This is a genomic window from Blautia sp. CGZ-1-C1 (assembly GCF_056504575.1).
Window position 1 is genome coordinate 1 of the sequence record NZ_JBWLUT010000120.1, and the last position, 24038, is coordinate 24038.

The window sequence follows — 24038 nt, forward strand, 5'->3', positions numbered from 1 at the left end:
GCGATGGTGGCTGCCGAATGTGTTATATAGTAGTAGCATCCTTTATGGACCCGATCACTCTTCAGAATAAAGGAATTACCTTTGATTTCAGCAAATGGACACTGACAGCTTATCAGAGAGTTATTTCCAATGCACAGATCTGGATCGGGTTTAAAAATGCGGTAGTTTATTCAGTTATTTTTACAATTGTATCTGTACTGATCACACTGTTTGCAGCTTATCCTATGTCCAGAGCCGATTTTAAGGGAAGAGGATTTTTCAATGTTATCTTTATGATCACTATGTTCTTTGGAGGCGGACTGATCCCTACATACTTGCTGATCAGCAACCTGGGACTTCTGGACAGCATGTGGGCGGTTATCCTGCCTGGTGCTTTCAGCGTATGGAATATGATCATTGCCAGAACATTTTATCAGGGAATTCCTTCTGAACTTCGTGAGGCAGCAGAAGTAGATGGTGCCAATGAGATGGTATATTTCTTTAAGATCCTTCTTCCGGTATGTACACCGGTTATTGCAGTGCTGGCATTATGGCAGTTTGTAGCAATGTGGAACAGTTACTTTGATGCAATGATCTATCTGAATGATTCTGCAAAACAGCCATTGCAGCTGGTTCTCCGTTCTATTCTTATCCAGAACCAGCCGGAGTCAGGAATGATCTCAGATATGCAGAGTACCGCAGCAAGAGCACAGCTCGCAGAACTTCTGAAATATGCAACAATTATTATATCAAGTTTACCATTGTTGGTAATGTATCCGTTTTTCCAGAAATATTTTGATGCCGGTATTATGGCTGGCTCTATCAAGGGATAAAGAGAGGAGAAGAGTATGAAAGCAAAAAAAATAAAAGCATTTATGGCAGCAGCACTGGCAGTTTGTATGGTGGCTTCCATGACAGGATGTGGAAAGAGCAAAGTTGCACTTAATGACGGAGAATTTCAGGAAGTAGACAAAGCAGAACTGGAATTTCCACTGAAAGAAAAAACAGAGATTTCCGGTATGACAAGCTATCCGGCAAACACAGAGTCTGACCCGAATAAGAGAACCATCTTCAAACGTCTTCAGGAAAAAACAAATATTGAAGTAAAATGGAATGCGATCCAGTCAGACCAGTGGAGTGATAAGATCTCTCTTGCAATGGCAAACCCCAAGGAATTATCGGATTTTGTATTTTCAGCAGGTTTCAGTGACAGTGATCTTCTGAAATATGCAGACCAGGGAATCATCATTGCTCTGGAAGATTACATAGATGCTTATATGCCGAATCTGAAAGCTGTTTTTGACAAGTATCCGGAATACAGAACCATGTGTACAGACACAGAAGGACATATCTGGGCACTTCCGTGGATCGAGCAGCTGGGTTCAGGCAAAACAGCAATCCAGACAGTGGGAAATATGAGCTTTATCAATAAGAAATGGCTGGATTTCCTGAATCTTGAAGTTCCTGAAACTGTAGATGAATTTGAACAGGTTCTGATCGCATTCCGTGACCATGCCTCCGAACTTCAGGAAGAATTTGGTATTGATGGAAGTATTATCCCAATGTCCTGTATTGTAAATGATGGAGACCAGGACCCATCTATCCTGATCAACGGATTTGGAGAAGGATACGGAGATGCAGATAAAACCAGACACATCGCAGTTACAGACGATAAGAAAGTAATCTGCTCTGCCACACAGGAAGGATACAAAAAAGGTATCGAATGGCTGAACAAACTCAATGACGAAGGTCTGATCGATCCGGAAGCATTTACACAGGAATGGTCCACTTATGTATCCAAAGGAAAGTCCGGAAGATACGGCGTATGCTTTAGCTGGGATGTAGCAAACATTGACAATCTGGAAGACTGGGTTCCGCTTCCTGTTCTTACAGCAGATACCAGAAACCTGACACCGCAGAATGGTTCCTTTACAAGTGGATTTGACCGTGGACGTTGTGTTGTAACAGCAGTTGCCAAGAATCCGGCACTTGTATGTGCATGGTTAGACCAGATGTATGATCCGATACAGTCCCCGCAGAACAACTGGGGAACTTACGGCGAAGATGATGACTTTGATATCTTCGAAATGAGTAAGAACGCAGAAGGCGGAGATATGCTGAAACATGCACCTCTTGGAGATGCTTCCCCTGTAGAAGTAAGAGAGGCAGAGTCTGTAGGAGGACCGCTGGCAGTTCTGGATGAATATTATGATAAATATGTAACCTGCCCGGATGATGCACAGTATCGTCTTGACTGGATTGAAGACTACTTTACTCCGGACATGCACACAGAATATGTATATCCGAACGTATTTATGAACAGAGAAGATACAGAAGAATTGTCCAACCTTCAGGCTGATATTCAGAAAACGATCAATGCAAAGAAATCTGACTGGATCATGAACGGATTTACAGATGCTGACTGGGATGAATATCTCAAGAGTCTGGATTCCTATGGACTGGAAGATTATCTGAAGATTTATCAGAAGTATCTGGATGCATATTATGCTGAACAGAAATAGAAACCTGTTCCTTTGATGGCACTGTCAGGCAATTTGCCTGTGGGAAAAATAATGAAAATGTGAATGATTTCTCCCGGTCAGATAATGTCCGGGAGAGACAGCGAGAGGTTAGAATTTATGAAGAGTATTTTAGATAAGGCAAGAGAATACGAAGCAGTGAATGGTCGGAAAATACCCTCAGAGAAAAGACCGGCTTTTCATATAAGCCCATATGTAGGATGGATGAATCGATCCAAACGGTTTTTCCTGGTATAAAGGACAGTATCATTTATTTTACCAGTATAATCCATATAAAACACAGTGGGACAGTATGCACTGGGGACATGTGGTCAGTAAAGATCTGCTGCATTGGGAATATCTTCCGGCAGCTCTGGCTCCGGACGAAGAATACGATAAGATTGGATGCTTTTCGGGCAGTGCAGCAGAACTGCCTGACGGACAGCAGCTTCTGATCTATACATCTGTAGATCATGAAACTCTGGAAGATGGCACTGTAAGAGATATACAGACACAGTCAGTTGCTGTGGGAGATGGAACAGACTATAAGAAATATGAAAAGAATCCTGTACTTACCGGACAGGATGTGCCGGAAGGCGGAAGTAAGGTGGATTTCCGTGATCCAAAGATATGGAAGGGAAAGGATGGGCTTTTTTACTGTGTGGTCGGCAACCGTCCTTCAGATGGAAGTGGACAGATTCTCCTTTACAGCAGTGAAGATGGATTTCAGTGGAAGTTTGTAAGTATACTTGCAGAGAATAAAAATCGATATGGGAAAATGTGGGAATGTCCTGATTTCTTTAAACTGGACGGCAAATATGTTCTTCTGACCAGTCCGCAGGATATGCTGGCTGAAGGAATGGAATATTACAGTGGAAATGGAACCCTTTGTATTATCGGTGAAATGGATCCTGATACGCATACATTAAAAGAAGAGAACCATCAGTCTGTTGACTATGGCATTGATTTCTATGCAATGCAGACTGTAGAAGCACCGGACGGACGTCGTATCATGATTGGATGGATGCAGAACTGGGATACTCTTTCTCATCGATGCGAAGAGTCAAAATGGTTTGCGCAGATGAGTCTTCCCAGAGAATTATCTGTGAAGAATGGAAGACTGTATCAGAAACCGGTACGGGAACTGGATGCAATCAGAAAGAGTAAAACGGAATATAGGAACGTTGTAGTCAAAGACAAGCCGGTTATGCTTAAAGGGGTACAGGGACGTACTATAGATATGGAGCTTGCCATCAGCCCGGAAGACAAAGAAACAGGTTATGGAAAATTTACAGTATGTTTTGCGCAGAATGAAAAATTCCATACAGAATTAAGTTTTTGTCCTGAAGATTCGGTGTTAAAGCTGGATAGAAAACTTTCCGGAAGCAGAAGAGCAGTAGTTCACGAGAAAAGCTGTCTGGTAAATAGAAAGACAGATGAATTAAAACTTCGTATGATTCTGGACAGATATAGTGTGGAAGTATTTGTGAATGACGGTGAACAGGTAATGTCCATGGTAATCTTTACAGAACAGGAAGCAGATGGAATTTCCTTCCAGGCGAATGGAAAGGTAAAAATGGACATTACAAAATACGATCTGGTATAAAATATCAGAAATTGCAGAAGGATAAAGGAATTCCTGTAATGGGAATTCCTTTATTATATTATAGAGAGTTATAGAGAAAATTATTCTGCTTATTATACAAAAGCAAGTAACGATAGCAATCCTCGTAAATATTTGTCTGCTTCGAAAAGTTACTTGCTTTTAGGATTATGACAGATGATTCTTGGAATATTTAATATAATCCACAACCATCATCGCCAGTTTAAATGTCAGTGCATCCTCAAACGCGCGGATATCCAGTCCGAATTTTCTCTGAAGCTTCTCAAAGCGGTACACCAGAGTATTTCTGTGTACATAAAGCTGTCTGGAAGTCTCAGAGAGATTCAGGTTATTTTCAAAGAAGGTACGGATAGTGATCAGGGTTTCTTCGTCAATAGAATCCAGAGTTTCCTCTTTGAATATCTCGTCGATAAACATTTCGCATATGGAAACAGGAAGCTGGTAGATCAGTCTGCCGATTCCAAGCTGGTTATATCCGAATACATTCTTATCTGCGTAGAAAATCTTGCCTACTTCAAGGGCTGTATGTGCTTCTTTGTATGCATCGGGAAGCCGGGAAATATCCTCTGCCAGATTACTGTAGGCAACCCATGCAAAAGTCATTGCTTCTGTGTTTAACATATCTACAAGCATATATGCAATTGATTCCAGATCTTCATAAGTTTCTGTGGACTGTAATTCTCTGATGATGATAATCCCTGTATCATCAATAGCAGTGATGAAATCTCTGGTACGGGCAGAGAAAATATTCCGGATCGTAGCGAGGGCGTTTTCATCTTTGGTCTGTTTGGTTTCTACAAGAAATACGGCACGCTGAACAGAAGTTGCAATGTGCAGTTTCTTGGCGCGGTTAAAGGCATCTACATCAGAATAACTACCAAGGAGAAGATTCTGCATAAAGGTATTCTTGTCGCTTTTTTCTGCATAGGCAGCCAGGAGACTCTGTACCTGGCATACGGCCAGCTCTCCGATAGTAGCAGTATTCTCTGCTTTTCCCCATACGATCAGAATGTAGGAGACAGAATGATTCTCCATGATCTTATACAGGCAGTAGCTTGTATTGGAAACACACAGGGCACTGCTTTGGCGAAATTCTTCCAGCTTTGATTCTGCAGGAAGTTTTTTGTCACAGGTAGAGAGAAAGATATGGTTATCAGAATCCAGCAGACAGAAATCAAGCTGGCTGATATTCTTCCAGTCTGTCAGGCATTTCTGTAAAATCTGTTGTATTTTCATTAGGTCAGTCCTTTCTTTTGGGGTATAAGTCAGCTTATAGCAATCCTTGTAAATTGTCTGATTGAGGTAATCAGGCAGACAATTCTATATTATAACATAAAAACCCGGGGAAAACTCCCCGGGTTTATTAAAAGATTCCTGAAATTAGTTGCAGATTGTAAGTTCTGTTTCTTTATCAAAGAAATGAGATTTTTCCATATCGAATGCGAATTTGATCGGATCGCCAGTCTTAGCTGTTGTACGAGGATCAACTCGTGCTGTAACCTGAGTTCCGTTTACATCGAAGTATAAGAATACTTCAGCTCCGAGAAGCTCGTAAACTTTAACTACGGATGTCATCGGTGCGCTTGGAGAAGCTTCGATGAACATCTGTGAATCATGGATATCTTCCGGACGGATACCAAGAACAACAGTTTTTCCTACATAACCGCCATCTTTAAGAGCTTTTGCTTTAGCAGCCGGGACAGCCAGTTCATGCTCGCCGACTTTAGCGACAAGGCTGCCGCCTTTTTCTGTGATAACAGCGTCCAGGAAGTTCATCTGCGGAGATCCCATGAATCCTGCAACGAATAAGTTGCCTGGTTTCTGATACAGGTTCTGCGGTGTATCTACCTGCTGAACAACACCATCTTTCATAACAACGATTCTGGTACCAAGAGTCATAGCCTCTGTCTGATCATGTGTTACATAGATGATTGTAGCGCCCAGTCTCTGGTGGATTTTGGAAATCTCGATACGCATCTGTACACGAAGTTTAGCATCCAGGTTGGAAAGAGGCTCATCCATAAGGAATACCTTAGGATTACGTACGATAGCACGTCCCATAGCAACACGCTGTCTCTGACCACCGGAAAGAGCCTTCGGTTTACGATCAAGAAGTTTCTCAAGGTCAAGAATTCTTGCAGCTTCACGAACTGCTTTATCAATCTGATCTTTCGGAACTTTACGAAGTTTAAGTCCGAATGCCATGTTATCATATACTGTCATATGAGGATACAGAGCGTAGTTCTGGAATACCATTGCGATATCACGGTCTTTAGGCTCTACATCGTTCATAACTTTGTCACCAATCTTTAATGTACCGCCGGAAATTTCTTCCAGACCGGCAACCATACGAAGTGTAGTAGATTTACCACATCCTGAAGGTCCTACGAAAATGATGAATTCTTTATCTTCGATTTCCAGATTGAAATCTTTAACTGCCTGGAAACCATTTGGGTAAGTTTTGTTAATGTGCTGTAATGATAAGCTTGCCATGATTATTCCTCCAAAATAGATTCATATTGTTTTTGCTGATTGATTACTCGTTTTTTTCATCTGTAGATAGTATAGCGAAAAGGAGGGGGGATGGCTAGGGAAGAATCGTACAAAGATTTTTTGGGTTTTTTGACATTCTGACGAAAAGCCGGAATCAGTATCCGGGGATTCCGTCAAACTGTCAAAAGACATGAGAAAAACGCAGGACAAAATGACGAAATTCTGTCTGCGTTTTTCTGGATTTGTGTCAGATATCAGGAAGCATTTTGTGCAAATTCTGTATTGACCAGTTCTTCATATGGAGTGCGTTCCTTCAGTTCTCCTGCGTCCTCCAGAATGTCCTGAAGCAGCTCAAATCCCTCCTGCCCGAAGACCAGATTCTTTTTCCAGGTATCCTGATCATAATAACGCTTTACGATGGCCGTGATGGTATCCAGATCCGTCTCCGGGAACTGTGGCTCGATCACTCTGGCGATTTCCTCCGGAGTATGCTTCTGGACGTAATCCATGCCTTTTTGCAGGGCATTGGTAAATTTCTGCATGATATCCGGATTCTTTTCCATATAACTGGTTTTCGCACTGTAGGAAGTATACGGTACATAACCGGAATCCACACCAAGGGAGGCAACAACATAACCGGCTCCCTGCTTTTCAAGTGCAGTGGCGGACGGTTCAAACTCCACTGTAAAATCCGCCGAATTATCCCCTGTAAAAGCAGCAGCAGTAGCACCGAAGTCGATGCTCTGATCAATAGAAAGGTCTTTCTGAGGGTCAAGGCCATTCTGCTTCAGAATATATTCAAATACCATTTCCGGCATGCCACCTTTTCGGCCGCCAAGAACTTTCCTGCCCTTCAGATCTTCCCATTTAAAATCCGGCATTTCTTCTCTTGCCACAAGGAAATTTCCGGCCCGTTGGGTAAGCTGTGCAAAGTTTACAACAGGATCAGTAGCTCCTTCCTGATAGGCATAGATAGATGCTTCTGCTCCCATAAATCCGATATCCGCCTCGCCGGATATGACGGCAGTCATAGTTTTATCTGCTCCAAAGCCAGTTATAAGCGTCATATCAAGCCCCTCATCTTTAAAATATCCCTCTTCGATTGCCACATACTGCGGTGCATAAAAGATGGAATGGGCTACTTCATTTAAGGTAACTTTTGCAAGCTTCGCCTCATCTTTCTTTGCAGCAAACACTCCCAGCGGCAGTGCAGTCACCGCCAGAACGACTGCTGTCGCCAGTGAAATCCATTTTTTATTTTTCATGCAGACACTCCTTTACCGACTTCTTCTGTTAGAGTATGCATAATTAATTAATTGGTGACCAGGGGGGACATACAAAGTATCGCAAAACACAGCCTCCATGATTCCTTTTGTTAGGATATGCCCCCAAAATCAACTGCTAATCACGATCAACTTTCCCATTAGTTAAAAAATATGAATTTTATTTAATAACAATTCAATTGTGTCCAATTTCCAATCATGCTATGATTTAATCACAAAAGCTTTTGAAATTTCAATCAGGAGAGAATTAGGATGAATATTGGAAGTGTGATAAAAAAATATAGAAAAGTGTCTGGTTTCACCCGGGAGGAAATGGCAAACCGCTTAGGAGTAACTACCCCAGCGGTGAATAAATGGGAGAACGGAGTTTCCCATAGTTAAAGATACCACACCAAATATGATGAACCCACGCTTATACACTACCAGCTATAATAAACCGCAAGGACAGCAATTTGATGATACTGCTGTCCTTTCTTTTATAAAATTGCAGTACACATAAAAAAGCTGTAATATGATAAATATATTTGTCCTTGTAACAATTCTCGGACATTTGCCTGTTATACTATCTGCAAAAAGCAAAGGAAGTGAGGATATGAAGCAGATTTTAATTGTCGAGGACGACAGTTTTTTGAATAAGATGTTAGCCTATAACCTGACCGCAGACGGCTACGGCGTGACTTCTACTCTAAATGCCAGAACCGCAGCCGAAGCCATCCGCCAGCGGGAATTTGATTTAGTGCTGTTGGACATTAACCTGCCAGATGGGAACGGTTTTGAGCTGTGCAAGCTGATAAAGCCCCAGCACCCGGACACCATCGTAATATTCCTGACCGCCAACGATCAGGAGAGCGACCAGATACGGGGCTATGAGGTGGGCGCGGTGGACTACATCACAAAGCCCTTTGTGATCGGGGCCTTGCAGCGAAAAATCAAAGCCATGTTCGCTATGCTGGAACACCACAAACCGGCCAAGGACATTTACGACGACGGGCGGCTGTTTCTGGACTTCTCGGAGCAGACGGCTTCCCTAAACGGCAAGCCCCTGACCCTATCCCCGATGGAGTATAAAATGCTGAACCTGTTCCGCAAAAATCCCCGGCAAGTGCTGACCCGTGGGCAGCTTTTGGAAAAGCTGTGGGATATAGACGAGAGGTTTGTAGACGAACACACCCTGACAACCTCCATCAGCCGGATTCGCAGCAAGATTGAATCTGACGGCGGCGCACCCTACATCAAGACTGTTTACGGCATGGGTTATCAATGGACGGGAGGCGAGGCAAAATGAAGTTTCAAAACCTCTCGGTAAAGCGGCTGTTTGGCCGGGTGGCAATGGAGCTTGTCCTCTCCATGTCCGGGATCACCATAGCCCTGTTTCTTGTGACAAAACAGATTGCGGTGCTGCTGACAGGCGGGACGCTGCTGCTGTGCGCCCTTGTGGGGATTTTTGTACTGACGCAGGCGTTTGGAAAGCGGCTGTCGCAGTTTACCGCTGACCTGTGCCAGACCTTAGACCACATGATCGCCGGGAATGAAGCGCCCCAGCGGCCAGAGGACAGCGAAACCCAGCTTGCCAGAATCGGACACCGGCTGGCAAGGCTTTACCAGATCATGCAGGAGAACCGCCGCCGGGTGGACGAGGAACGGCAGGAGTTACAGACCCTTGTATCGGATATTTCCCATCAGGTGAAAACGCCGGTAAGCAATCTGAAAATGGCGACGGACACCCTGCTGGAAAAGCCCATGACCGAGGCGGAGCGCACCGACTTTATCCGGGGAATCCGCAGCCAGACGGATAAGCTGGACTTTCTCTTTCAGGCCCTTGTGAAAACCTCCCGACTGGAAACAGGCGTGATCCAGTTGGATAAGAAGCTGGGCCGTCTTTTTGATACTGCTGGCGCAGGCCATGAGTGGGATCGTGTATGCGGCGGAGAAAAAGGAAATCGCCGTGTCCGTGGACTGCCCGGAGGATTTGACCGTTTCCCATGACAGCAAGTGGACATCGGAAGCCCTCTTTAACCTGCTGGACAATGCGGTGAAGTACACCCCGGCAGGCGGGAAAATCGCTGTGTCGGTGGTGCTGTGGGAAATGTATGTGGAGATCAAAGTGACCGACACCGGCAAGGGCATTTCCGAAAGCAATCAGGCTGCCATCTTCCGGCGCTTCTATCGTGAGGAAGAAGTACACGAACAGCAGGGCGTGGGCATTGGCCTGTATCTGGCCCGCGAGATTGTAATGCGGCAGGGCGGCTATGTCAAAGTGGTTTCGGAGCCGGGCAAGGGTTCGGAATTTTCCATTATGCTGCCTACAAAATGAAAGTAAACAAGCGAGGTGTTTCTATTATGAATGAACGAGAAAAAATAATCCGACTGTGGTTTGATATGTGGCTTTATCAGAAAGATATGGGCATTGATGATATTTTTGCGGAAGATGTACTCTATACAGAAAGTTGGTGTCCCCAGTATAGCAATCGTAAAACAGTAAAACATTGGTTTCAGGAGTGGAATACCCGTGGAAAGGTGGTAGTTTGGGAAATCAAGCAATTTTTCCATAAAGAAAATCAAACGATTGTAGAGTGGTATTTCAAAAATGGAATGAACAATGGGGATATAGAGGAATTTGACGGTATTTCTTTGATTGAATGGACAGAGGACAATAAAATAAAATCATTAAAAGAGTTTGGGTGTAACCGTAATACCTACAATCCTTATCAAGAAAGCGATACTCCTCAATTTAGAAATCAAAAGGCGAATTGGTTTTAGAACAGATCATGAGCTACGGCGGACGGCCATTTCCGGCTGCCCGCCGTAAATTTTTTTGAAATGTCCGAGCGCTGTAACATTTCACCCCGATTTTCAATGAAATTTTTTGGCCGCTGTAACATTTCGCGGACATTTGGGTTTTACAATGACCTTATCAACAGGCAGAAAGCCTTGAAAGGAGTTTTGAGTATGAGCGTTTTGCAGACGATTGATCTGAAAAAGTATTACGGCACAAAGCCGAATATCACCCGCGCCCTTGACGGCGTGAACTTCTCCGTAAATGACGGTGAGTTTGTGGCCGTTGTGGGAACCTCCGGCAGCGGCAAGTCCACCCTGCTTCACATGATGGGCGGGCTGGACACTCCCACCAGCGGAACAGTGATTGTCCGAGGCGAAGAACTGGCAAAGAAGAACGACGAGCAGCTTACCATCTTTCGCCGCCGCAACATCGGCTTTATCTTCCAGAACTATAACCTTGTTCCGATCCTGAATGTGTATGAGAACATCGTCCTGCCGGTGGAGCTGGACGGGGACACGGTGGATCAGAAGTTTTTGGACGAGATCGTTCATCTGCTGGGGCTGGAAGATAAACTGAAAAATATGCCGAACAATCTTTCCGGCGGACAGCAGCAGCGTGTGGCTATCGCCCGCGCCTTGATTACCAAACCGGCTATTGTGCTGGCCGACGAGCCGACCGGCAACCTTGACAGCAAGACCAGCGCCGAGGTGCTGGGGCTTATCAAGCGCACCAGTGCAGAGTTCCGGCAAACTGTTGTGATGATTACGCACAATGACGACATTGCCCGCCTTGCAGATCGGATTGTCCGCATTGAGGACGGCAAGATTGTGGAGTAAGGAGGTGGCAGGCTATGACATGGCCTTTTGAGAATGATACCAGCGCCATTACAAAGAAGCTGGCAAAGAAAAGTTTGCAAAGCGAGAAGCGCCGGAATCTGATGGTGGTGATTGCCGTTGCGCTGGCGGCATTTCTGATCTGCTTTACGGGAATTGTGTCTACCTCCCTGACACAAATGCAGCGCAATCAGGTTGTCGATACTTATGAGGCGGTCTGGCTGGGCGTAGAGGAAAACGACATTGAAACCCTGAAAGGACTGCCGGAGTTTGAGCGCGTAGGCGGCTACTATATGCTGGGTGAGGAGCTTTCAGAACAGGGCTATCATGCGTCTTATGTGTATTGCGACGCGCAAATGATGGAGATTACCAAGGCGCAGATGGAGTTGTTAGAGGGCCGGGTTCCTGAAAAAGCAAATGAAGTTGTTGTAAGCGAATACTTTCTTTCCACCTATGGAAACAATGCCAAGATCGGGGACACTGTGACCTTAGATACAGAGAGTTTTCATGGTGATTATGTCGTTACCGGCATTATGGACAGCGTAAATGAAAAAGAAGCGAATACCTGCGCTATCATTCTTTCCAACGCTGCCCTGACAGGATGGAAAGGGTTTGACCCGACTGGCTATCGCGCCTATGTCCATTTCAAAAACAGCGACCAGTTGGGCGAAGAACTGATGACCTCTTATTGCAGGGAGATTGCGGAGGAATATCAGCTTCCTATGCCCAAAATGAACAGCAAGTATTTTGCCTATGCTTCTAAATCCTTTGATTTTGCACTGATGGCTGGCGTGATTGCCATTGTTCTGATCGGCGGCTATATTGTGATCCAGAGTATCTTCCGTATCTCCATCAATGACAAAATCAAGAGCTACGGGCAGCTACGGACGATTGGTGCAACGCCAAAGCAAATCAAGCGGATTGTAAAGCGGGAGGGGCGTAAACTCGGCAGTATCGGGATTTTGATTGGTACAGTGCTGGGTGTATGCGGCGGTTTTCTTTTGTTTCCCAAGGGATTTAATGCTGTTTCCTATGTGGCAACGATTATTTTGACACTCATAAGCAGTTGGATCATGGTATCTGTTTCCATCCGTAAGCCGATAAAAATTGCGGCAGGGATTTCCCCGATTGAAGCCGTCCGTTTTACCCCGGCACAAAAGGACATCCGAAGCCGAAAAAAGAATATCAAGCTCAATCCTGTTTCAATGGGAATTGCGAATTTTAAGCGTGACCGAAAAAAGACCGTTGCTATTGTAGCCTCATTGAGTTTGGGCGGAATTATTCTGCTTGTGGTATCCTCCATTGTTTTGCTGCGTTCTCCAGAGGCGCTTGCAAGACGGTTTTTCCCGGACGGCGACTATAAAATTTATTTGGATTCTGAAATGACAGAAGAAAAGGTTATGGCAGCGGGAAATCCGTTGAATGAAGAATTAAAACAGGAAATCTTATCTATTGATGGTGTTACAGATATAATTTCAAGCAGACAATCTCTCTATGCAACCCTTAAGACGGACATTTACCAAAGCGGTGGTATGTGTGATATGCTGACCGACCAGAATTATGCAACAGTTGAAGCGGCTCTGACAGCAGGAACGATGCCAAAAGATTCCCGTAGTATTGTAATTGACTATAATGTGCTAAAGCAGAATGAGGATATGGGTGTTGGTTCAACAGTTGACTTTTATTTTGGAGAGGGGCAACCGCCTGTTTCCGTCACTGTATCAGGATTGTTTGATTCCAACAAGACGCCTTCCGGGCATGGAAAACTGGCCCTCGATGGAGTACTCTTTTTCGCACCAGAAGCATTGTTCCATGAACTGCACCCGGAAATCGCTTCTTTCGACTATTCATGGAGCATTGTAAACGATCCGAAAAAAACGGACTATGTGGGAGCTGAATTGAAAAATATTGTTGCCAGCCATAGTAATATTGCCTTAGATGAAATCAATACAGTGATTGAATATGAAGAAATGACAAATTCTTTTGCGTTTGGCAGTATGGAGATACTTTCATGGTTGGTATTTCTCTTTGGCGTTATCAACCTTATCAATACGACACTCTCTAACCAGATAGCCCGAAAGCAGGAAAACAGTATTCTGCGTTCTATCGGCCTAACACAAAAACAGCTATGTGAAATGAACATCTGTGAGGGGCTGTGCTATGCGCTCTTTGCAACATTGGCGACGCTGATCGTTGGGCTTCCGGCTTCCATCTTTGCTTGCAGAAAAATGAGTATAGGAGCTTTTGCCGGAAATGTAGTGCCTTACAAATTCCCGGTTTTGGAAATGGGACTGTTCATTCTGGTATTGTTCGGAATGGAACTGATCTTGTCTGTATGGACAATCCGCAGACAGAAAAAGCAATCCCTGATCGAACAAATGCGGGCGATGGAATAACCGTATGGGATTGGCGGGGCGGCGTGTGCTGCCCCGCTTTTTTCGCCATTTCTCAAAAAATTTTTGAAATGTCCGAGCTTTGTAACAATTCAGCCTGTTTTTTTGTCGAAATCAAAGGCACCTCGGACATTTATAGTTCTTCCAAAAGTTTGATGATAATATTACCATTCATGGAAGAAGCAATCTGTTATTGCAATAATGCGAAATTGACGATAGAAAGTTTTTCATATCTCGGTCAGCTCAACAATTACATTACTCTGCTGATACAGCCAGTCCGTAAATTCTTTCGGGCTGGCCGTTCCTGTTTTTACAGCCTTTTTTCTCTGTAAGGCTTCTTTCTTAAAGTCGGAAAAGGAAGCCTGTATTTTTTCCAGACGGTCAGCCGGAAAGCCTGCGGTATTTTTTACCCGGTTTATTTTGTTGCGCCAGTTCTGGCATTCATTTTTATAAAGCAGGTCATAGTTATTTTCTCTTGACCTCTCGTCAAATTCCCGCTTGTTTTGAAGCGCCTGTGCTTTTCGGCACTTGTCGCTGCACAGCTCATACCGCTGGCTCTTTGCCAGAAAATATTTTCCACAGACCTTGCACCGCCGGAAGCAAAGCCCCCAGTCATTCAGCCTGTTCAGATAATAGGTAATCAACGGGTAGAGGGACGCATAGGCAGACACACATTCTTCTGTGCGCCGGTTGTCCGGGAACCAGAGGTCAAGCCGGGTATCTTCTGACGGTGCGCCTTTGAAATAAAGGCTGCCAGCTTGAAATTGTTTCGGTTTTCCTGTCTCCCTGTCAAAGCTCATGGTTTCGTTTTGGAATACCCCGGTCAGTCTGCTCATTTTATCCATGAAGCGGTCACAGGCAGCGTTACGGTCACGGGGTTCTCTGGCAAGCAGATAGCTGTTCCAGATACGGAACGCCACATACATTTTCAGAGGGTCGTTGCTAAGATATTTCTCCCAAAGAAATTCGCTTGCCGCCTGCTCCAGCTCCGGCTGTTTCCATCGGTTGGAGTGGAGAGCTTGCCGCAGCGGAGAAAGCCCGTATAAGTTCCAGTCTCTGTCCGTGTCACGCTCAAAGTTTATCAAAAAAGTTCCCAGTGGGCGTGTCATATCACAAAGCACCTCTGCGTTTTGGCTCCCGTTCAGACGGAAGCGGATCTGCTGTTCTTCCCCAATCAAAATCCGCTCTTTCATTTTCTTCCTGTCCAGCGTCAGGACAAACAAAATCCTCTCAAAACATGGCTCATGCCGTATAAACTGATTCTCCATCCCTATCCCCTGCCTTTGTTTATGGTAATTATATAATTCAGTTATATCCGTTACACTCATGGTATCGCAGAATCATTGTTTTGTCAAGGATAGTACGCTATGATGATTGCGGTTGGTAATTTCGTACCGCACAGTACCTTGACAAGTGAATGACCGTCCAAAAGGGATATGACCGGCAGGAGAAGTGACGCATTCGGCGCACCAATGCAGGGAAACACCGCAGGAATGGGGCAGGAAAACGGCTTTTGGGGAGAACGGCAACAGGAAGCATTTTAACCTATTTGATTTATGGGAGGAACAGAATGAACGATAAAAAGAGATTGAACAGCTACGAGGATTTACCGCTGGTTCTGGATGTGGCGGACATTCAGTGGATTATGGGAATTTCAAGAGCGAGCGCCTATGAGCTGGTACACACACCCGGCTTTCCAGCGTTCCGCAGGGGCAGACTTATCAAGGTCAGCAAAATTGCTTTCTTTGAATGGATGGCAAAAGGCTCCGAAACCGTACCGGGAAGCGACAAATAAGCGTGAGGTATCATTCCCTGACTTGCAATACTGCCGCACTTTCCAAAGGGGCATACAGAGGGAAAAAAACTTAAAAATGATACCGAGACGCTACATCAAAACAGCCTATCTGCGTACATCAGATAGAAACGGAGAAAGGAGCCGGTTATGGCAAGAATGAGTAACAAGCGGCGGTTGGAATGGTCTTTCTTCTTAAATGACCGCAGCCGTATCACTTACAACGAACTGTGCCGGAAATGCCAGCACGAATGTAAACAGAGCTTCCGGGCGGTTGTGGTTGACTGCCCGAAGTATCTTTCCAAGCGTTCCAAGAAAAAGGACAAGACTGCCGGAAACGGCAAAATCCCTTAGGAACTAAGGGCGCACTTCTATACATAGTCTAAAGACCATGTATCGTGCGTCCTGCGGAGCTTACCTCTGCCGCTGATAAAATCAGCAATCCGAGGTCTGCGTTCGCTTCGCTCCGACAAGGTGGCTACACCCCCTTGCGCCGCTAAAGCGGCTATCCCCTGTGTACTCGCCGCAAAGAGAAATCCGCTCTGCGGTTTTCCCTTTTCATCGGGTTTTATAGAAGCACTGACACACGGACTGTCTGCGGATGGTCTTTCTTTATCTTATCAGCAAAGGATGTGAGAACATGGAAAAATCTTTGGAACAGTTGAAGCAGGAATATGAAAAAACCACTGTCCTGCTGGAACAGGAAAAACGGAAAATGCAGCGTTTGAAAAACCGGCAGGCGTATCTGGAAAGCGGTTCCCGGAAACAGAGGACGCACCGGCTGATTACCCGTGGGGCAGCTATTGAGAGCATTGCACCACAGACAAAGGAGCTATCCGAAGCGGAATTTTATTCCCTCATGGAAAGCATTTTGAATCTGCCGCAGGCGGAGCATTTCATCCGGTCTGCCACAGAGAACCACGCCCGTATTTCCGGGCAGGAGAAAGGCGGTGACTAAGGATAGCACTTTATCATTTTTCAATCGCACAGATCAAGCGCAGCGCCGGTCAGAGCGCCATTGCCAGCGCAGCCTATCGAGCCGGGGAGCGTCTTTACAGCAGCTACTATGGAGAAGTCAGCGACTACACCAAAAAGGGCGGCGTGATCGCTTCGGAAATCATGCTGCCGCCCCATGCGCCGGAAATATATCTTGACCGGGCGACCCTCTGGAATGCTGTGGAGAACTGCGAGAAACATCCAAAAGCACAGCTTGCCTATTCCTTTGATATTGCCATGCAGAATGAATTGACGCTGGAAGAAAACATGGAGCTGGCGAGGAAGTTCGTACAGGAGCAGTTTGTGACAAAAGGCATGATTGCCGACCTTGCTTTTCACAGCCCGGAGAAAGAGGACGGCGGCATCCCTAACCCGCATTTTCATGTGATGACAACCATGCGCCCTTTGAACCCGGATGGCACATGGGGACAAAAACAGCGTCGGGAATATCTTCTTGATGAAGATGGAAACCGAATCCGGGATAAAAACGGCGATTATATGTTTAACGCTGTCCATACAACAGACTGGCATGAGCCGGAAACGCTGGAACACTGGCGGGAGCAGTGGGCGGCTGCCGTTAATACAAAATTTGAGGAAAAAGGGCTGGATGTGCGTATCGACCACCGTTCCTATGTGCGGCAGGGGCTTGACCTGATACCTACTGTCCACGAGGGAGCTAATGTCCGGCAGATGGAAGCAAAGGGCATCCGCACCGAGAAAGGGGAACTGAACCGCTGGATTAAAGCCACCAACCGGCTCATGCAGGATGTGAGGAAGAAGATCAAAGCCCTGTTTGTCTGGATGGCAGAGGTAAAAGAAGAACTTTCCAAACCGCAGACACCGAGCCTTGCCGACCTGTTGATCGCTTATTACAACCAGCGCAACGCAGGGGCATGGAGCAATAAAGCCAGAACCGGAAACTTAAAGCAGTTTGCCGAAGCCGTCAATTATCTGACGGAAAACAAGCTGCTCACATTAGAGGATTTGCAGGAGCGTCTTTCCTCTGTCAACGAAGAATTTGAAGCGTTAAGCGACTCCATGAAAAAGAAATCTGCCCGGATAAAGGAATTGCAGGAATTGATACGGGAGGGCGAGAATTACCAGCGGCTAAAACCTGTTCATACGGAATTGAACAATATCAAGTTTAAGAAACAGAGGGAGAAATTTGAAACATCCCACGATGCGGAGTTACGGCTGTTTTATGCCGCCCGCCGTATTTTGAAAGAAAAACTGGACGGAAAACCCATTGCCCTGAAAGCATGGAAACAGGAATACGCACAGTTAAAAACAGAGTATGCCGAACTGTCTCCGCAGCACAAGCCACTCCGGGAGGAAGTCATACGGCTACGGCAGGTGCAGAACGCCGTAGATACCGCACTGCGCCGGAGGGAGCAGCCACAGGCAGTACAGAGAAAGAAACATGAGATGGAGCTATGATATAATCGGCAGCTTTACCGCTACCAGTATTTTTATGGAGGGAGCATTTGAATGTATTTGAAGCGGTGAAACAGTCTGTTACCACTCGGCAGGCTGCTTCATTCTATGGAATCCGGGTGGGGAGAAACGGCATGGTCTGCTGTCCATTCCACAATGACCGCACGCCCAGCATGAAAGTGGACAGCCGCTTTTACTGCTTCGGCTGCGGGGCTTCCGGGGATGTGATCGACTTTGCCGCTTTGCTGCATGGATTGGGGAAACGGGAAGCTGCGGTCAGGCTTGCGGAGGACTTCGGCGTTTCCTATGAGAAATCCGGCAATGCGCCGCCAGATAGGAAGCGTCACAACAGGTCACAGCCCCGACAAAAATCAGCGGAGCAGAGATTTCAGGAAACGGAACGGTATTGTTTCCGGGTGCTATGCGATTATCTGCGCCTGCTGGAGCATTGGAAAACAGCACACGCCCCACAGCCGCAGGATGCCATCTGGCATCCTCTTTTTGTGGAAGCGTTGCAGAGGATAAGCTACACAGAATACCTTTTGGATATTTTGTTATACGGAGAAATAGAAGAAAAAGCGGCATTGATCGCCGCACAGGGAAAGGAGGTGTTGCGGCTTGAACAGCGAATTTCAGAGCTTGCCGCCGGAAACGCAGGAAGCGGTCAAAAGGACGATGGACACAATGGAACCGGCGCAGACACCGGCAGAAATCCGGGAAACATTAGAGGGGACGCAGAAAGGCGGCGTGAAGAACAGCATCCGAAACTGCCTGACGGTGTTCCAGCGTGACCCTCTGTTTCGCGGGGCGCTGCGCCTGAACCTTTTGACGGAGCAGATTGACATTGTGAAGCCGCTGGGCTGGGAGCGCACCAGTACCACGCTGACCGACATGGACATGAACTACCTGCTTTTGTATCTGGAAGAAAATTACGGGCTTACCAGCGAGAAAAAGGTGCAGAGCGCCATCAAGATTGTTGCCAATGAAAACCGCTACCATCCAGTCAGGGATTACCTGAACAGCCTGCAATGGGACGGCACAGAGCGCATCCGTTACGCCCTGCATCACTTTCTGGGAGCCGATACGGACGAATACACCTATGAAGCCTTGAAACTGTTCCTGATGGGAGCCATCCGGCGGGTATTCAGACCGGGGAGCAAGTTTGAGGTCATGCTCTGTCTGGTTGGTGGTCAGGGAGCCGGGAAATCTACCTTTTTCCGGCTGCTGGCAGGCAGGGACGAATGGTTTTCAGACGATTTGAAAAAGCTGGACGATGAAAATGTGTACCGCAAGCTGCAAGGGCATTGGATTATCGAGATGTCGGAGATGATTGCCACAGCCAACGCCAAGAGTATTGAGGAAATCAAGTCATTCTTAAGCCGCCAGAAAGAAACCTACAAAGTGCCGTATGAGACACATCCGGCAGACCGGCTGCGGCAATGTGTATTTGGAGGGACGACCAACCGGCAGGACTTTTTGCCCCGTGACCGCACCGGCAACCGGCGCTTTCTCCCCGTGACGGTGTACCCGGAACGGGCGGAGGTTCACATACTGGACGATGAAGCGGCGGCGAGGGCGTATATCGAACAGATGTGGGCGGAAGCCATGACGGTTTATCGCAGTGGGAAGTATAAGCTGTCATTCAGCATGGAAATGAACCGATACCTGAACGCCCACCAGCAGGACTTTATGCAGGAAGACACACAGGCCGGCATGATCTACGCCTATTTGGAGGACTACACCGGCGACAGGGTATGTTCCAAGCAGCTTTATGAGGAAGCGCTGGGGAACTTAAATTCCCCGGCAGACTGGGAGACACGGGCAATCTGCGAGATTATGAATACCGGCATTGCGGGCGGCATCATACAGGGCTGGGTAGCCTACAAAAGCCCGAAGCGGTATAAGAAATACGGTTCTCAAAAAGGCTGGGAGCGTGTCAACCAAGCTCCGCCGGAGGGGGACGGTTTTCAGGAAATCACGGAAGAAGAAGCCCGGCAAATGGAACTTCCATTCTGAAAAGCCACCGGTTGACAGTTTGGTTGACGCTTTGGTTGACAGCCGGTTGACGGGGAAAAGCCTGATATTTGGGGCATTTCTCTCCTTTGTCAACCATGTCAACCAAGAAATCAAAGAAAAAGTAAAAAGTAATAATAGAGCGCCTATGGATTGTTTTCAAAGTCTTTTCTGCCGGTTGACACGGTTTGGTTGACACGGAGACAGTCTGCGGCTGTACACCTGTCTGACATTCCCTTGTCGGGCATATTTCATTTATGGAGGTAACTGCCTATGGCAAAAAGCAAAAACGAGAGCAATAACAAAAACAGCGGCACCCTGCTTACCGAAAAAGACGGCACCCAGTATTTTGTCATGGGGAAAGTCCGTATCAAGGTATCGGAGCATTTCGCACAGGATGGGAAGCCGCTTGACAGCCTGCTGGAAGATGTGATCCAGCACGCTGCCGCCGCTTCCTGAAAAAATACGGAATAACGACTGTCAATCAGCCCACGCTTATGATATACTTGTACCAGCGAGTATTGTATAAGCGTGGGTTGTTTCTTTTAGAAGGAGGATTTTTAACCGTGAAACAACCATACAATACAACGATTTATAACACTGCACTATATTTGAGATTGAGCCGTGACGATGAATTACAGGGGGAAAGCGGCAGTATCCAGACCCAGCGCATGATGCTTAGACAGTATGCCGCAGAGCATGGGCTGACCGTTGTAGACGAGTACATTGACGACGGATGGAGTGGGACAAATTTCGAGCGTCCAAGTTTCCAAAGGATGATTGATGACATCGAAGACGGGAAAATCAACTGCGTTGTCACAAAGGACTTATCCCGTCTGGGAAGAAACTATATCCTGACCGGTCAGTACACGGAAATCTATTTCCCCAGCAAGGGAGTACGCTACATTGCCATCAATGACAATGTGGACACCATCAACGGAGAAAGCGAGCTTGCACCGTTCTTAAACATCCTGAATGAAATGCACGCCCGACAGACCAGCAAAAAGGTCAAGGCTGCCATGCACACAAGATTTGCCAATGGCGCACACTATGGAGCCTATGCACCGCTGGGCTATGTAAAAGACCCGGACAAAAAAGGTCATCTTCTGATCGACCCGGAAACACGCTGGATTGTAGAGAAGATTTTTGACCTTGCTGTACACGGGCGTGGAGCCGCCAGCATTACACGGATTCTGGTGGAGGAAAAAGTACCTACCCCCGGCTGGCTGAACTATGAAAGATACGGGACTTTCGCCAATATCTACGCCGGTGCGCCCGCAGAAAAAGCCTATGCGTGGACGATTGCACAGGTCAAGAGCATTTTGAAAGAGGAAACCTACATCGGTCACAGCGTTCACAACAAGCAGAGCAACATTTCATTCAAGAACAAGAAAAAGGTGCGGAAGCCGCAGGAAGAATGGTATCGTGTGGAAAATACCCACGAAGCCATCATTTCCGAAGAAGTGTTCCAAAAAGTTCAAGAGCTGATTGCAAGCAGACGCAGGAAACGCAGAAACGGTACGACACAGATTTTCGCAGGATTGATAAAATGTGCAGACTGCGGATGGTCTTTAGCCTATGGGGAAAACAAGCAGAACAAAAACCCATACGGGTACTACCATTGCAGCAAGAACGGACAGGGATTACGCCAGTGTTCCATGCACTATATCCGCTATGATGTACTGTATGCCTATGTGCTTGCAAGACTGCAATACTGGTCTATGCTGGCACAGAAAGATGAGGACAAGCTGCTGAAACGGCTGCTCAATGTCAGCGACAGGGAAAGGAACTCTGCGAAGAAAAAGCAGGCTGCGGAGCTGAAAAAGGCAGAGAAGCGTAAAGCCGAGGTTGACGGGCTGTTTGCTAAAATGTATGAGGACTGGTCTGCCGGACGCATAACCGAGTATAACTTCAATATGCTGTCCGAGAAGTACCAGAACGAGCAAAAGGAGCTTGAAACAAAAATAAGACAGCTTCACGAAATGATGGAAGCCGCCGTACAGACCGCAGCGGATGCTGAAAAGTGGATTGCCCTAATGAAACAGTATGTCAACCCTGTGGAGCTGACCGCCGAACTTCTGAACACTCTAATTGAAAAAATAACCGTCCACGAAGCTGTCAAGGGCGAGGATGGAAGCCGTGAGCAGGAAGTAGAAATCTACTACCGCTTCATCGGCAAAATCGACTGACCTTTCTTTTTTTACCCAACAATATCTTTAATTAAGGGAAACGGGGAACTCCAATCCAGATATTGAACTGTTAGCACCTATTGCAAGGCTGCTACATATTTCCCTTGATACCCTATTGTCTTTTCATGAAAATCTGACAGACGTTGAAATTACAGAACTTATTCAAGAAATGGACAAAATGTTTTCGGTAGAAGGTTACGAAAAAACCTATCAATGGGCAGTAAATATCATAAAAGATTACCCTAACTGCAACATGCTAATCTGGCAGGTGGCGGTGATGCTTGACTCGCGAAGAATCATAGGTCAGTGTGAGCACCCCGATAAGTACGACGAACAGATTAATTTCTGGTACGAAATAGCACTAAATGACAAGGATGAAAAATCCAGCACCATGCGGCAGATTCTCTGTTCGGATTCTACTTGCGAAAAGGGAATTATGAAATGGCAGAAAAATATCTGAATTATTTTTCCGACTATGATCCCATGAAAAACTAAAACTTGGACAATTATACATGGAACAGGAAAAAACAGAAGAAGCATATGAAAAGCTGGAAAATGTCGATACAATCTGTGATTTTCAGAAATCAAGATTATATAAACATATAAAATTTCAAGACGCAGAAAATCCATATGCTGAAGAAATGAAAAAAGAACTGATTGCAGGCTTCTAAAATGAAGAAGACTTTGCTTATATGAAAGGCTATAAACCCTGGAAAAACTATTAGCAAAGTATTGATTCTGATTATGTTTATTGCAAAATAAAAAGCTCTATCCATTCGGAACAGAGCATTTATAGATGAAAGAAATTATTTGGCAGGCGTCGCGGCTCCTGCATCTCTTTTAACACCTCAAATAATCTTAGATTTATAATAACCGGAACCTACCAACTTGTAAACAATAAATATACTATCATGTGAACAGTAACTTTCTTTGACAGAACACATTACAAAGATAAAAATAGATATTGACAAGGAGTAATTGAACCAGTATTATATAAGTACAAAGAAGTCTTTTTCCGGAGTGAGAAAGATATTATTACTTATTCAAAGGAAAGGGGCTCTGGACGAGTTCCTTTTTACATTTCATAAAACTTGATTGTAAAACATATACTATGAACACAAAGTAGCTCTGGATAGGATATTCAGAGTTGTAAAAACGGCGGAAATATCATTGCTGGTATTTCCGCCACTTCTTTTATAGATTCTCCGCGCTATTTAAAGTGATTTTTGTAAGCATCTTATCATCTGTGCTGTCTTTTTTCTCTGCAAATGCTGTCACAGGAAGTGAAGTCACAGCAAGCACAACGGCAGCTGCCAGCGTGATCCATTTTTTATTTTTCATGCAGATACTCCTTTAACAACCGTAGCAAGAATTCCCTCACCTCTATAGGGACGCCACTGAAAAAGTCTTTATTTTGCATAAAGCAGTACAATATAAAGTGTTTTTATTTGTTTTAATCTACTATATAATGTGTATAAAAATAGTTTTTCAGTGGCGTCCTATAGGTGATGGGATGAATTGCACATTCGAGCATGTCTGCTCAAATTCATAAAAAATCACAAAAACACTTGTTCTGATACAATAAATATATTATAATAGAAAAAAAGAACAATATGCTCTTGAAAATTGGACGGTCGAAATAAGCAATAAGTGAGTGTACATAATAATTCTCATTCTGTGTTGTTAGCTGATCATGGTTATGAAATATAGC

21 protein-coding genes and 3 pseudogenes are annotated in these 24038 nt (G+C 45.5%); 19 read left to right on the top strand and 5 right to left on the bottom strand.

All coding sequences use genetic code 11. The features are described from left to right. The 3 genes and pseudogenes from AC058W_RS11560 to AC058W_RS11570 all read left to right on the top strand — a co-directional run. A partial coding sequence (locus AC058W_RS11560) for a carbohydrate ABC transporter permease (RefSeq protein WP_479390101.1) occupies positions 1–812 on the top strand: 812 nt, incomplete at its 5' end. Between the two features lie 15 nt (positions 813–827). Continuing rightward, a complete protein-coding gene (locus tag AC058W_RS11565; protein WP_119244549.1) occupies positions 828–2501 on the top strand; it encodes an extracellular solute-binding protein in 1674 nt (557 codons plus the stop codon). 117 nt (positions 2502–2618) lie between these two features. Then, a pseudogene (locus AC058W_RS11570) lies at positions 2619–4104 on the top strand (glycoside hydrolase family 32 protein). 165 nt (positions 4105–4269) lie between these two features. Here the strand turns inward: AC058W_RS11570 and AC058W_RS11575 are convergent. The 3 genes from AC058W_RS11575 to AC058W_RS11585 all read right to left on the bottom strand — a co-directional run bounded on the left by AC058W_RS11575 (position 4270) and on the right by AC058W_RS11585 (position 7880). Further along, positions 4270–5358 carry a PucR family transcriptional regulator gene (locus tag AC058W_RS11575; RefSeq protein WP_118411158.1) on the bottom strand — a complete coding sequence of 363 codons (1089 nt, stop codon included), beginning with the start codon at positions 5356–5358 and terminating at the stop codon, positions 4270–4272. 144 nt (positions 5359–5502) lie between these two features. After that, positions 5503–6615 (bottom strand): ABC transporter ATP-binding protein, encoded by a 1113-nt coding sequence (locus AC058W_RS11580; RefSeq protein ID WP_117676117.1) that lies wholly within the window; start codon positions 6613–6615, stop codon positions 5503–5505. A 254-nt stretch (positions 6616–6869) separates the two neighbouring features. After that, positions 6870–7880, bottom strand: a complete 1011-nt coding sequence (locus AC058W_RS11585) for an ABC transporter substrate-binding protein (RefSeq protein ID WP_118247465.1) — start codon at positions 7878–7880, stop codon at positions 6870–6872. A gap of 270 nt (positions 7881–8150) precedes the next feature. Between AC058W_RS11585 and AC058W_RS11590 the strand changes: the two are divergent. From AC058W_RS11590 to AC058W_RS11615, 6 genes and pseudogenes are all read left to right on the top strand, one after another. Further along, a pseudogene (locus AC058W_RS11590) lies at positions 8151–8270 on the top strand (helix-turn-helix domain-containing protein); the annotation flags it as partial. Positions 8271–8490: 220 nt separating this feature from the next. Then, positions 8491–9183 (top strand): response regulator transcription factor, encoded by a 693-nt coding sequence (locus AC058W_RS11595; RefSeq protein ID WP_117447642.1) that lies wholly within the window; start codon positions 8491–8493, stop codon positions 9181–9183. Beyond that, a pseudogene (locus AC058W_RS11600) lies at positions 9180–10212 on the top strand (sensor histidine kinase). Before AC058W_RS11595 ends, AC058W_RS11600 begins: the two are co-directional and overlap by 4 nt. Positions 10213–10238: 26 nt before the next feature. Then, the gene (locus tag AC058W_RS11605; protein WP_044946403.1) at positions 10239–10658 is read left to right on the top strand and encodes a nuclear transport factor 2 family protein; all 420 of its coding nucleotides are present in this window, start codon (positions 10239–10241) and stop codon (positions 10656–10658) included. 189 nt (positions 10659–10847) lie between these two features. Then, positions 10848–11513 (top strand): ABC transporter ATP-binding protein, encoded by a 666-nt coding sequence (locus AC058W_RS11610; protein WP_002586595.1) that lies wholly within the window; start codon positions 10848–10850, stop codon positions 11511–11513. 14 nt (positions 11514–11527) lie between these two features. Continuing rightward, positions 11528–13906, top strand: a complete 2379-nt coding sequence (locus AC058W_RS11615) for an ABC transporter permease (RefSeq protein WP_117447644.1) — start codon at positions 11528–11530, stop codon at positions 13904–13906. A 224-nt stretch (positions 13907–14130) separates the two neighbouring features. Here AC058W_RS11615 and AC058W_RS11620 read toward each other — a convergent pair whose 3' ends face one another. Continuing rightward, entirely contained in the window at positions 14131–15171 is a 1041-nt protein-coding gene (locus AC058W_RS11620) for a DUF6076 domain-containing protein (protein ID WP_008816376.1), read from the bottom strand. A gap of 302 nt (positions 15172–15473) precedes the next feature. Here AC058W_RS11620 and AC058W_RS11625 point away from each other — a divergent pair, with 302 nt between their 5' ends. The 10 genes from AC058W_RS11625 (at position 15474) to AC058W_RS11670 (ending at position 22998) form a co-directional block, all read left to right on the top strand. Beyond that, positions 15474–15698: a helix-turn-helix domain-containing protein gene (locus tag AC058W_RS11625; protein ID WP_024726897.1), complete on the top strand. Its 225-nt coding sequence runs from the start codon at positions 15474–15476 to the stop codon at positions 15696–15698. A 147-nt stretch (positions 15699–15845) separates the two neighbouring features. Beyond that, positions 15846–16049, top strand: a complete 204-nt coding sequence (locus AC058W_RS11630; RefSeq protein ID WP_004614949.1) for a hypothetical protein — start codon at positions 15846–15848, stop codon at positions 16047–16049. Positions 16050–16335: 286 nt separating this feature from the next. Beyond that, positions 16336–16653 carry a DUF3847 domain-containing protein gene (locus AC058W_RS11635; protein ID WP_008816380.1) on the top strand — a complete coding sequence of 106 codons (318 nt, stop codon included), beginning with the start codon at positions 16336–16338 and terminating at the stop codon, positions 16651–16653. A 2-nt stretch (positions 16654–16655) separates the two neighbouring features. Then, on the top strand, positions 16656–18128 hold the full coding sequence (gene mobQ, locus AC058W_RS11640) for a MobQ family relaxase (protein ID WP_074104019.1): 1473 nt from the start codon (positions 16656–16658) through the stop codon (positions 18126–18128). Between the two features lie 47 nt (positions 18129–18175). Beyond that, entirely contained in the window at positions 18176–18916 is a 741-nt protein-coding gene (locus tag AC058W_RS11645; protein ID WP_014079457.1) for a CHC2 zinc finger domain-containing protein, read from the top strand. Continuing rightward, the gene (locus tag AC058W_RS11650) at positions 18801–20141 is read left to right on the top strand and encodes a virulence-associated E family protein (protein ID WP_009321442.1); all 1341 of its coding nucleotides are present in this window, start codon (positions 18801–18803) and stop codon (positions 20139–20141) included. The genes AC058W_RS11645 and AC058W_RS11650 overlap by 116 nt, the downstream gene beginning before the upstream one ends. A gap of 270 nt (positions 20142–20411) precedes the next feature. Beyond that, a complete protein-coding gene (locus AC058W_RS11655; protein WP_004849804.1) occupies positions 20412–20597 on the top strand; it encodes a hypothetical protein in 186 nt (61 codons plus the stop codon). A gap of 107 nt (positions 20598–20704) precedes the next feature. Next, the gene (locus AC058W_RS11660; protein ID WP_071431012.1) at positions 20705–22327 is read left to right on the top strand and encodes a recombinase family protein; all 1623 of its coding nucleotides are present in this window, start codon (positions 20705–20707) and stop codon (positions 22325–22327) included. 178 nt (positions 22328–22505) lie between these two features. Continuing rightward, positions 22506–22787 carry a hypothetical protein gene (locus AC058W_RS11665; protein WP_479390102.1) on the top strand — a complete coding sequence of 94 codons (282 nt, stop codon included), beginning with the start codon at positions 22506–22508 and terminating at the stop codon, positions 22785–22787. Between the two features lie 52 nt (positions 22788–22839). Beyond that, positions 22840–22998: a hypothetical protein gene (locus AC058W_RS11670; RefSeq protein ID WP_182474230.1), complete on the top strand. Its 159-nt coding sequence runs from the start codon at positions 22840–22842 to the stop codon at positions 22996–22998. Between the two features lie 523 nt (positions 22999–23521). On the opposite strand, the gene AC058W_RS11675 is transcribed toward AC058W_RS11670, so the two are convergent. Then, complete coding sequence (locus AC058W_RS11675; protein ID WP_242859363.1) at positions 23522–23668, bottom strand: hypothetical protein; 147 nt, start codon at positions 23666–23668, stop codon at positions 23522–23524. Positions 23669–24038 lie beyond the last annotated feature (370 nt).

What these genes read in the sequence shown, in the direction of transcription:
- AC058W_RS11565 (WP_119244549.1), top strand. Translation starts at nt 828, where the DNA reads ATGAAAGCAAAAAAAATAAAAGCATTTATGGCAGCAGCACTGGCAGTT.
- AC058W_RS11575 (WP_118411158.1), bottom strand. Translation starts at nt 5,358, where the DNA reads ATGAAAATACAACAGATTTTACAGAAATGCCTGACAGACTGGAAGAAT.
- AC058W_RS11580 (WP_117676117.1), bottom strand. Translation starts at nt 6,615, where the DNA reads ATGGCAAGCTTATCATTACAGCACATTAACAAAACTTACCCAAATGGT.
- AC058W_RS11585 (WP_118247465.1), bottom strand. Translation starts at nt 7,880, where the DNA reads ATGAAAAATAAAAAATGGATTTCACTGGCGACAGCAGTCGTTCTGGCG.
- AC058W_RS11595 (WP_117447642.1), top strand. Translation starts at nt 8,491, where the DNA reads ATGAAGCAGATTTTAATTGTCGAGGACGACAGTTTTTTGAATAAGATG.
- AC058W_RS11605 (WP_044946403.1), top strand. Translation starts at nt 10,239, where the DNA reads ATGAATGAACGAGAAAAAATAATCCGACTGTGGTTTGATATGTGGCTT.
- AC058W_RS11610 (WP_002586595.1), top strand. Translation starts at nt 10,848, where the DNA reads ATGAGCGTTTTGCAGACGATTGATCTGAAAAAGTATTACGGCACAAAG.
- AC058W_RS11615 (WP_117447644.1), top strand. Translation starts at nt 11,528, where the DNA reads ATGACATGGCCTTTTGAGAATGATACCAGCGCCATTACAAAGAAGCTG.
- AC058W_RS11620 (WP_008816376.1), bottom strand. Translation starts at nt 15,171, where the DNA reads ATGGAGAATCAGTTTATACGGCATGAGCCATGTTTTGAGAGGATTTTG.
- AC058W_RS11625 (WP_024726897.1), top strand. Translation starts at nt 15,474, where the DNA reads ATGAACGATAAAAAGAGATTGAACAGCTACGAGGATTTACCGCTGGTT.
- AC058W_RS11630 (WP_004614949.1), top strand. Translation starts at nt 15,846, where the DNA reads ATGGCAAGAATGAGTAACAAGCGGCGGTTGGAATGGTCTTTCTTCTTA.
- AC058W_RS11635 (WP_008816380.1), top strand. Translation starts at nt 16,336, where the DNA reads ATGGAAAAATCTTTGGAACAGTTGAAGCAGGAATATGAAAAAACCACT.
- AC058W_RS11650 (WP_009321442.1), top strand. Translation starts at nt 18,801, where the DNA reads ATGGACACAATGGAACCGGCGCAGACACCGGCAGAAATCCGGGAAACA.
- AC058W_RS11655 (WP_004849804.1), top strand. Translation starts at nt 20,412, where the DNA reads ATGGCAAAAAGCAAAAACGAGAGCAATAACAAAAACAGCGGCACCCTG.
- AC058W_RS11665 (WP_479390102.1), top strand. Translation starts at nt 22,506, where the DNA reads ATGTTTTCGGTAGAAGGTTACGAAAAAACCTATCAATGGGCAGTAAAT.
- AC058W_RS11670 (WP_182474230.1), top strand. Translation starts at nt 22,840, where the DNA reads ATGGAACAGGAAAAAACAGAAGAAGCATATGAAAAGCTGGAAAATGTC.
- AC058W_RS11675 (WP_242859363.1), bottom strand. Translation starts at nt 23,668, where the DNA reads ATGAAAAATAAAAAATGGATCACGCTGGCAGCTGCCGTTGTGCTTGCT.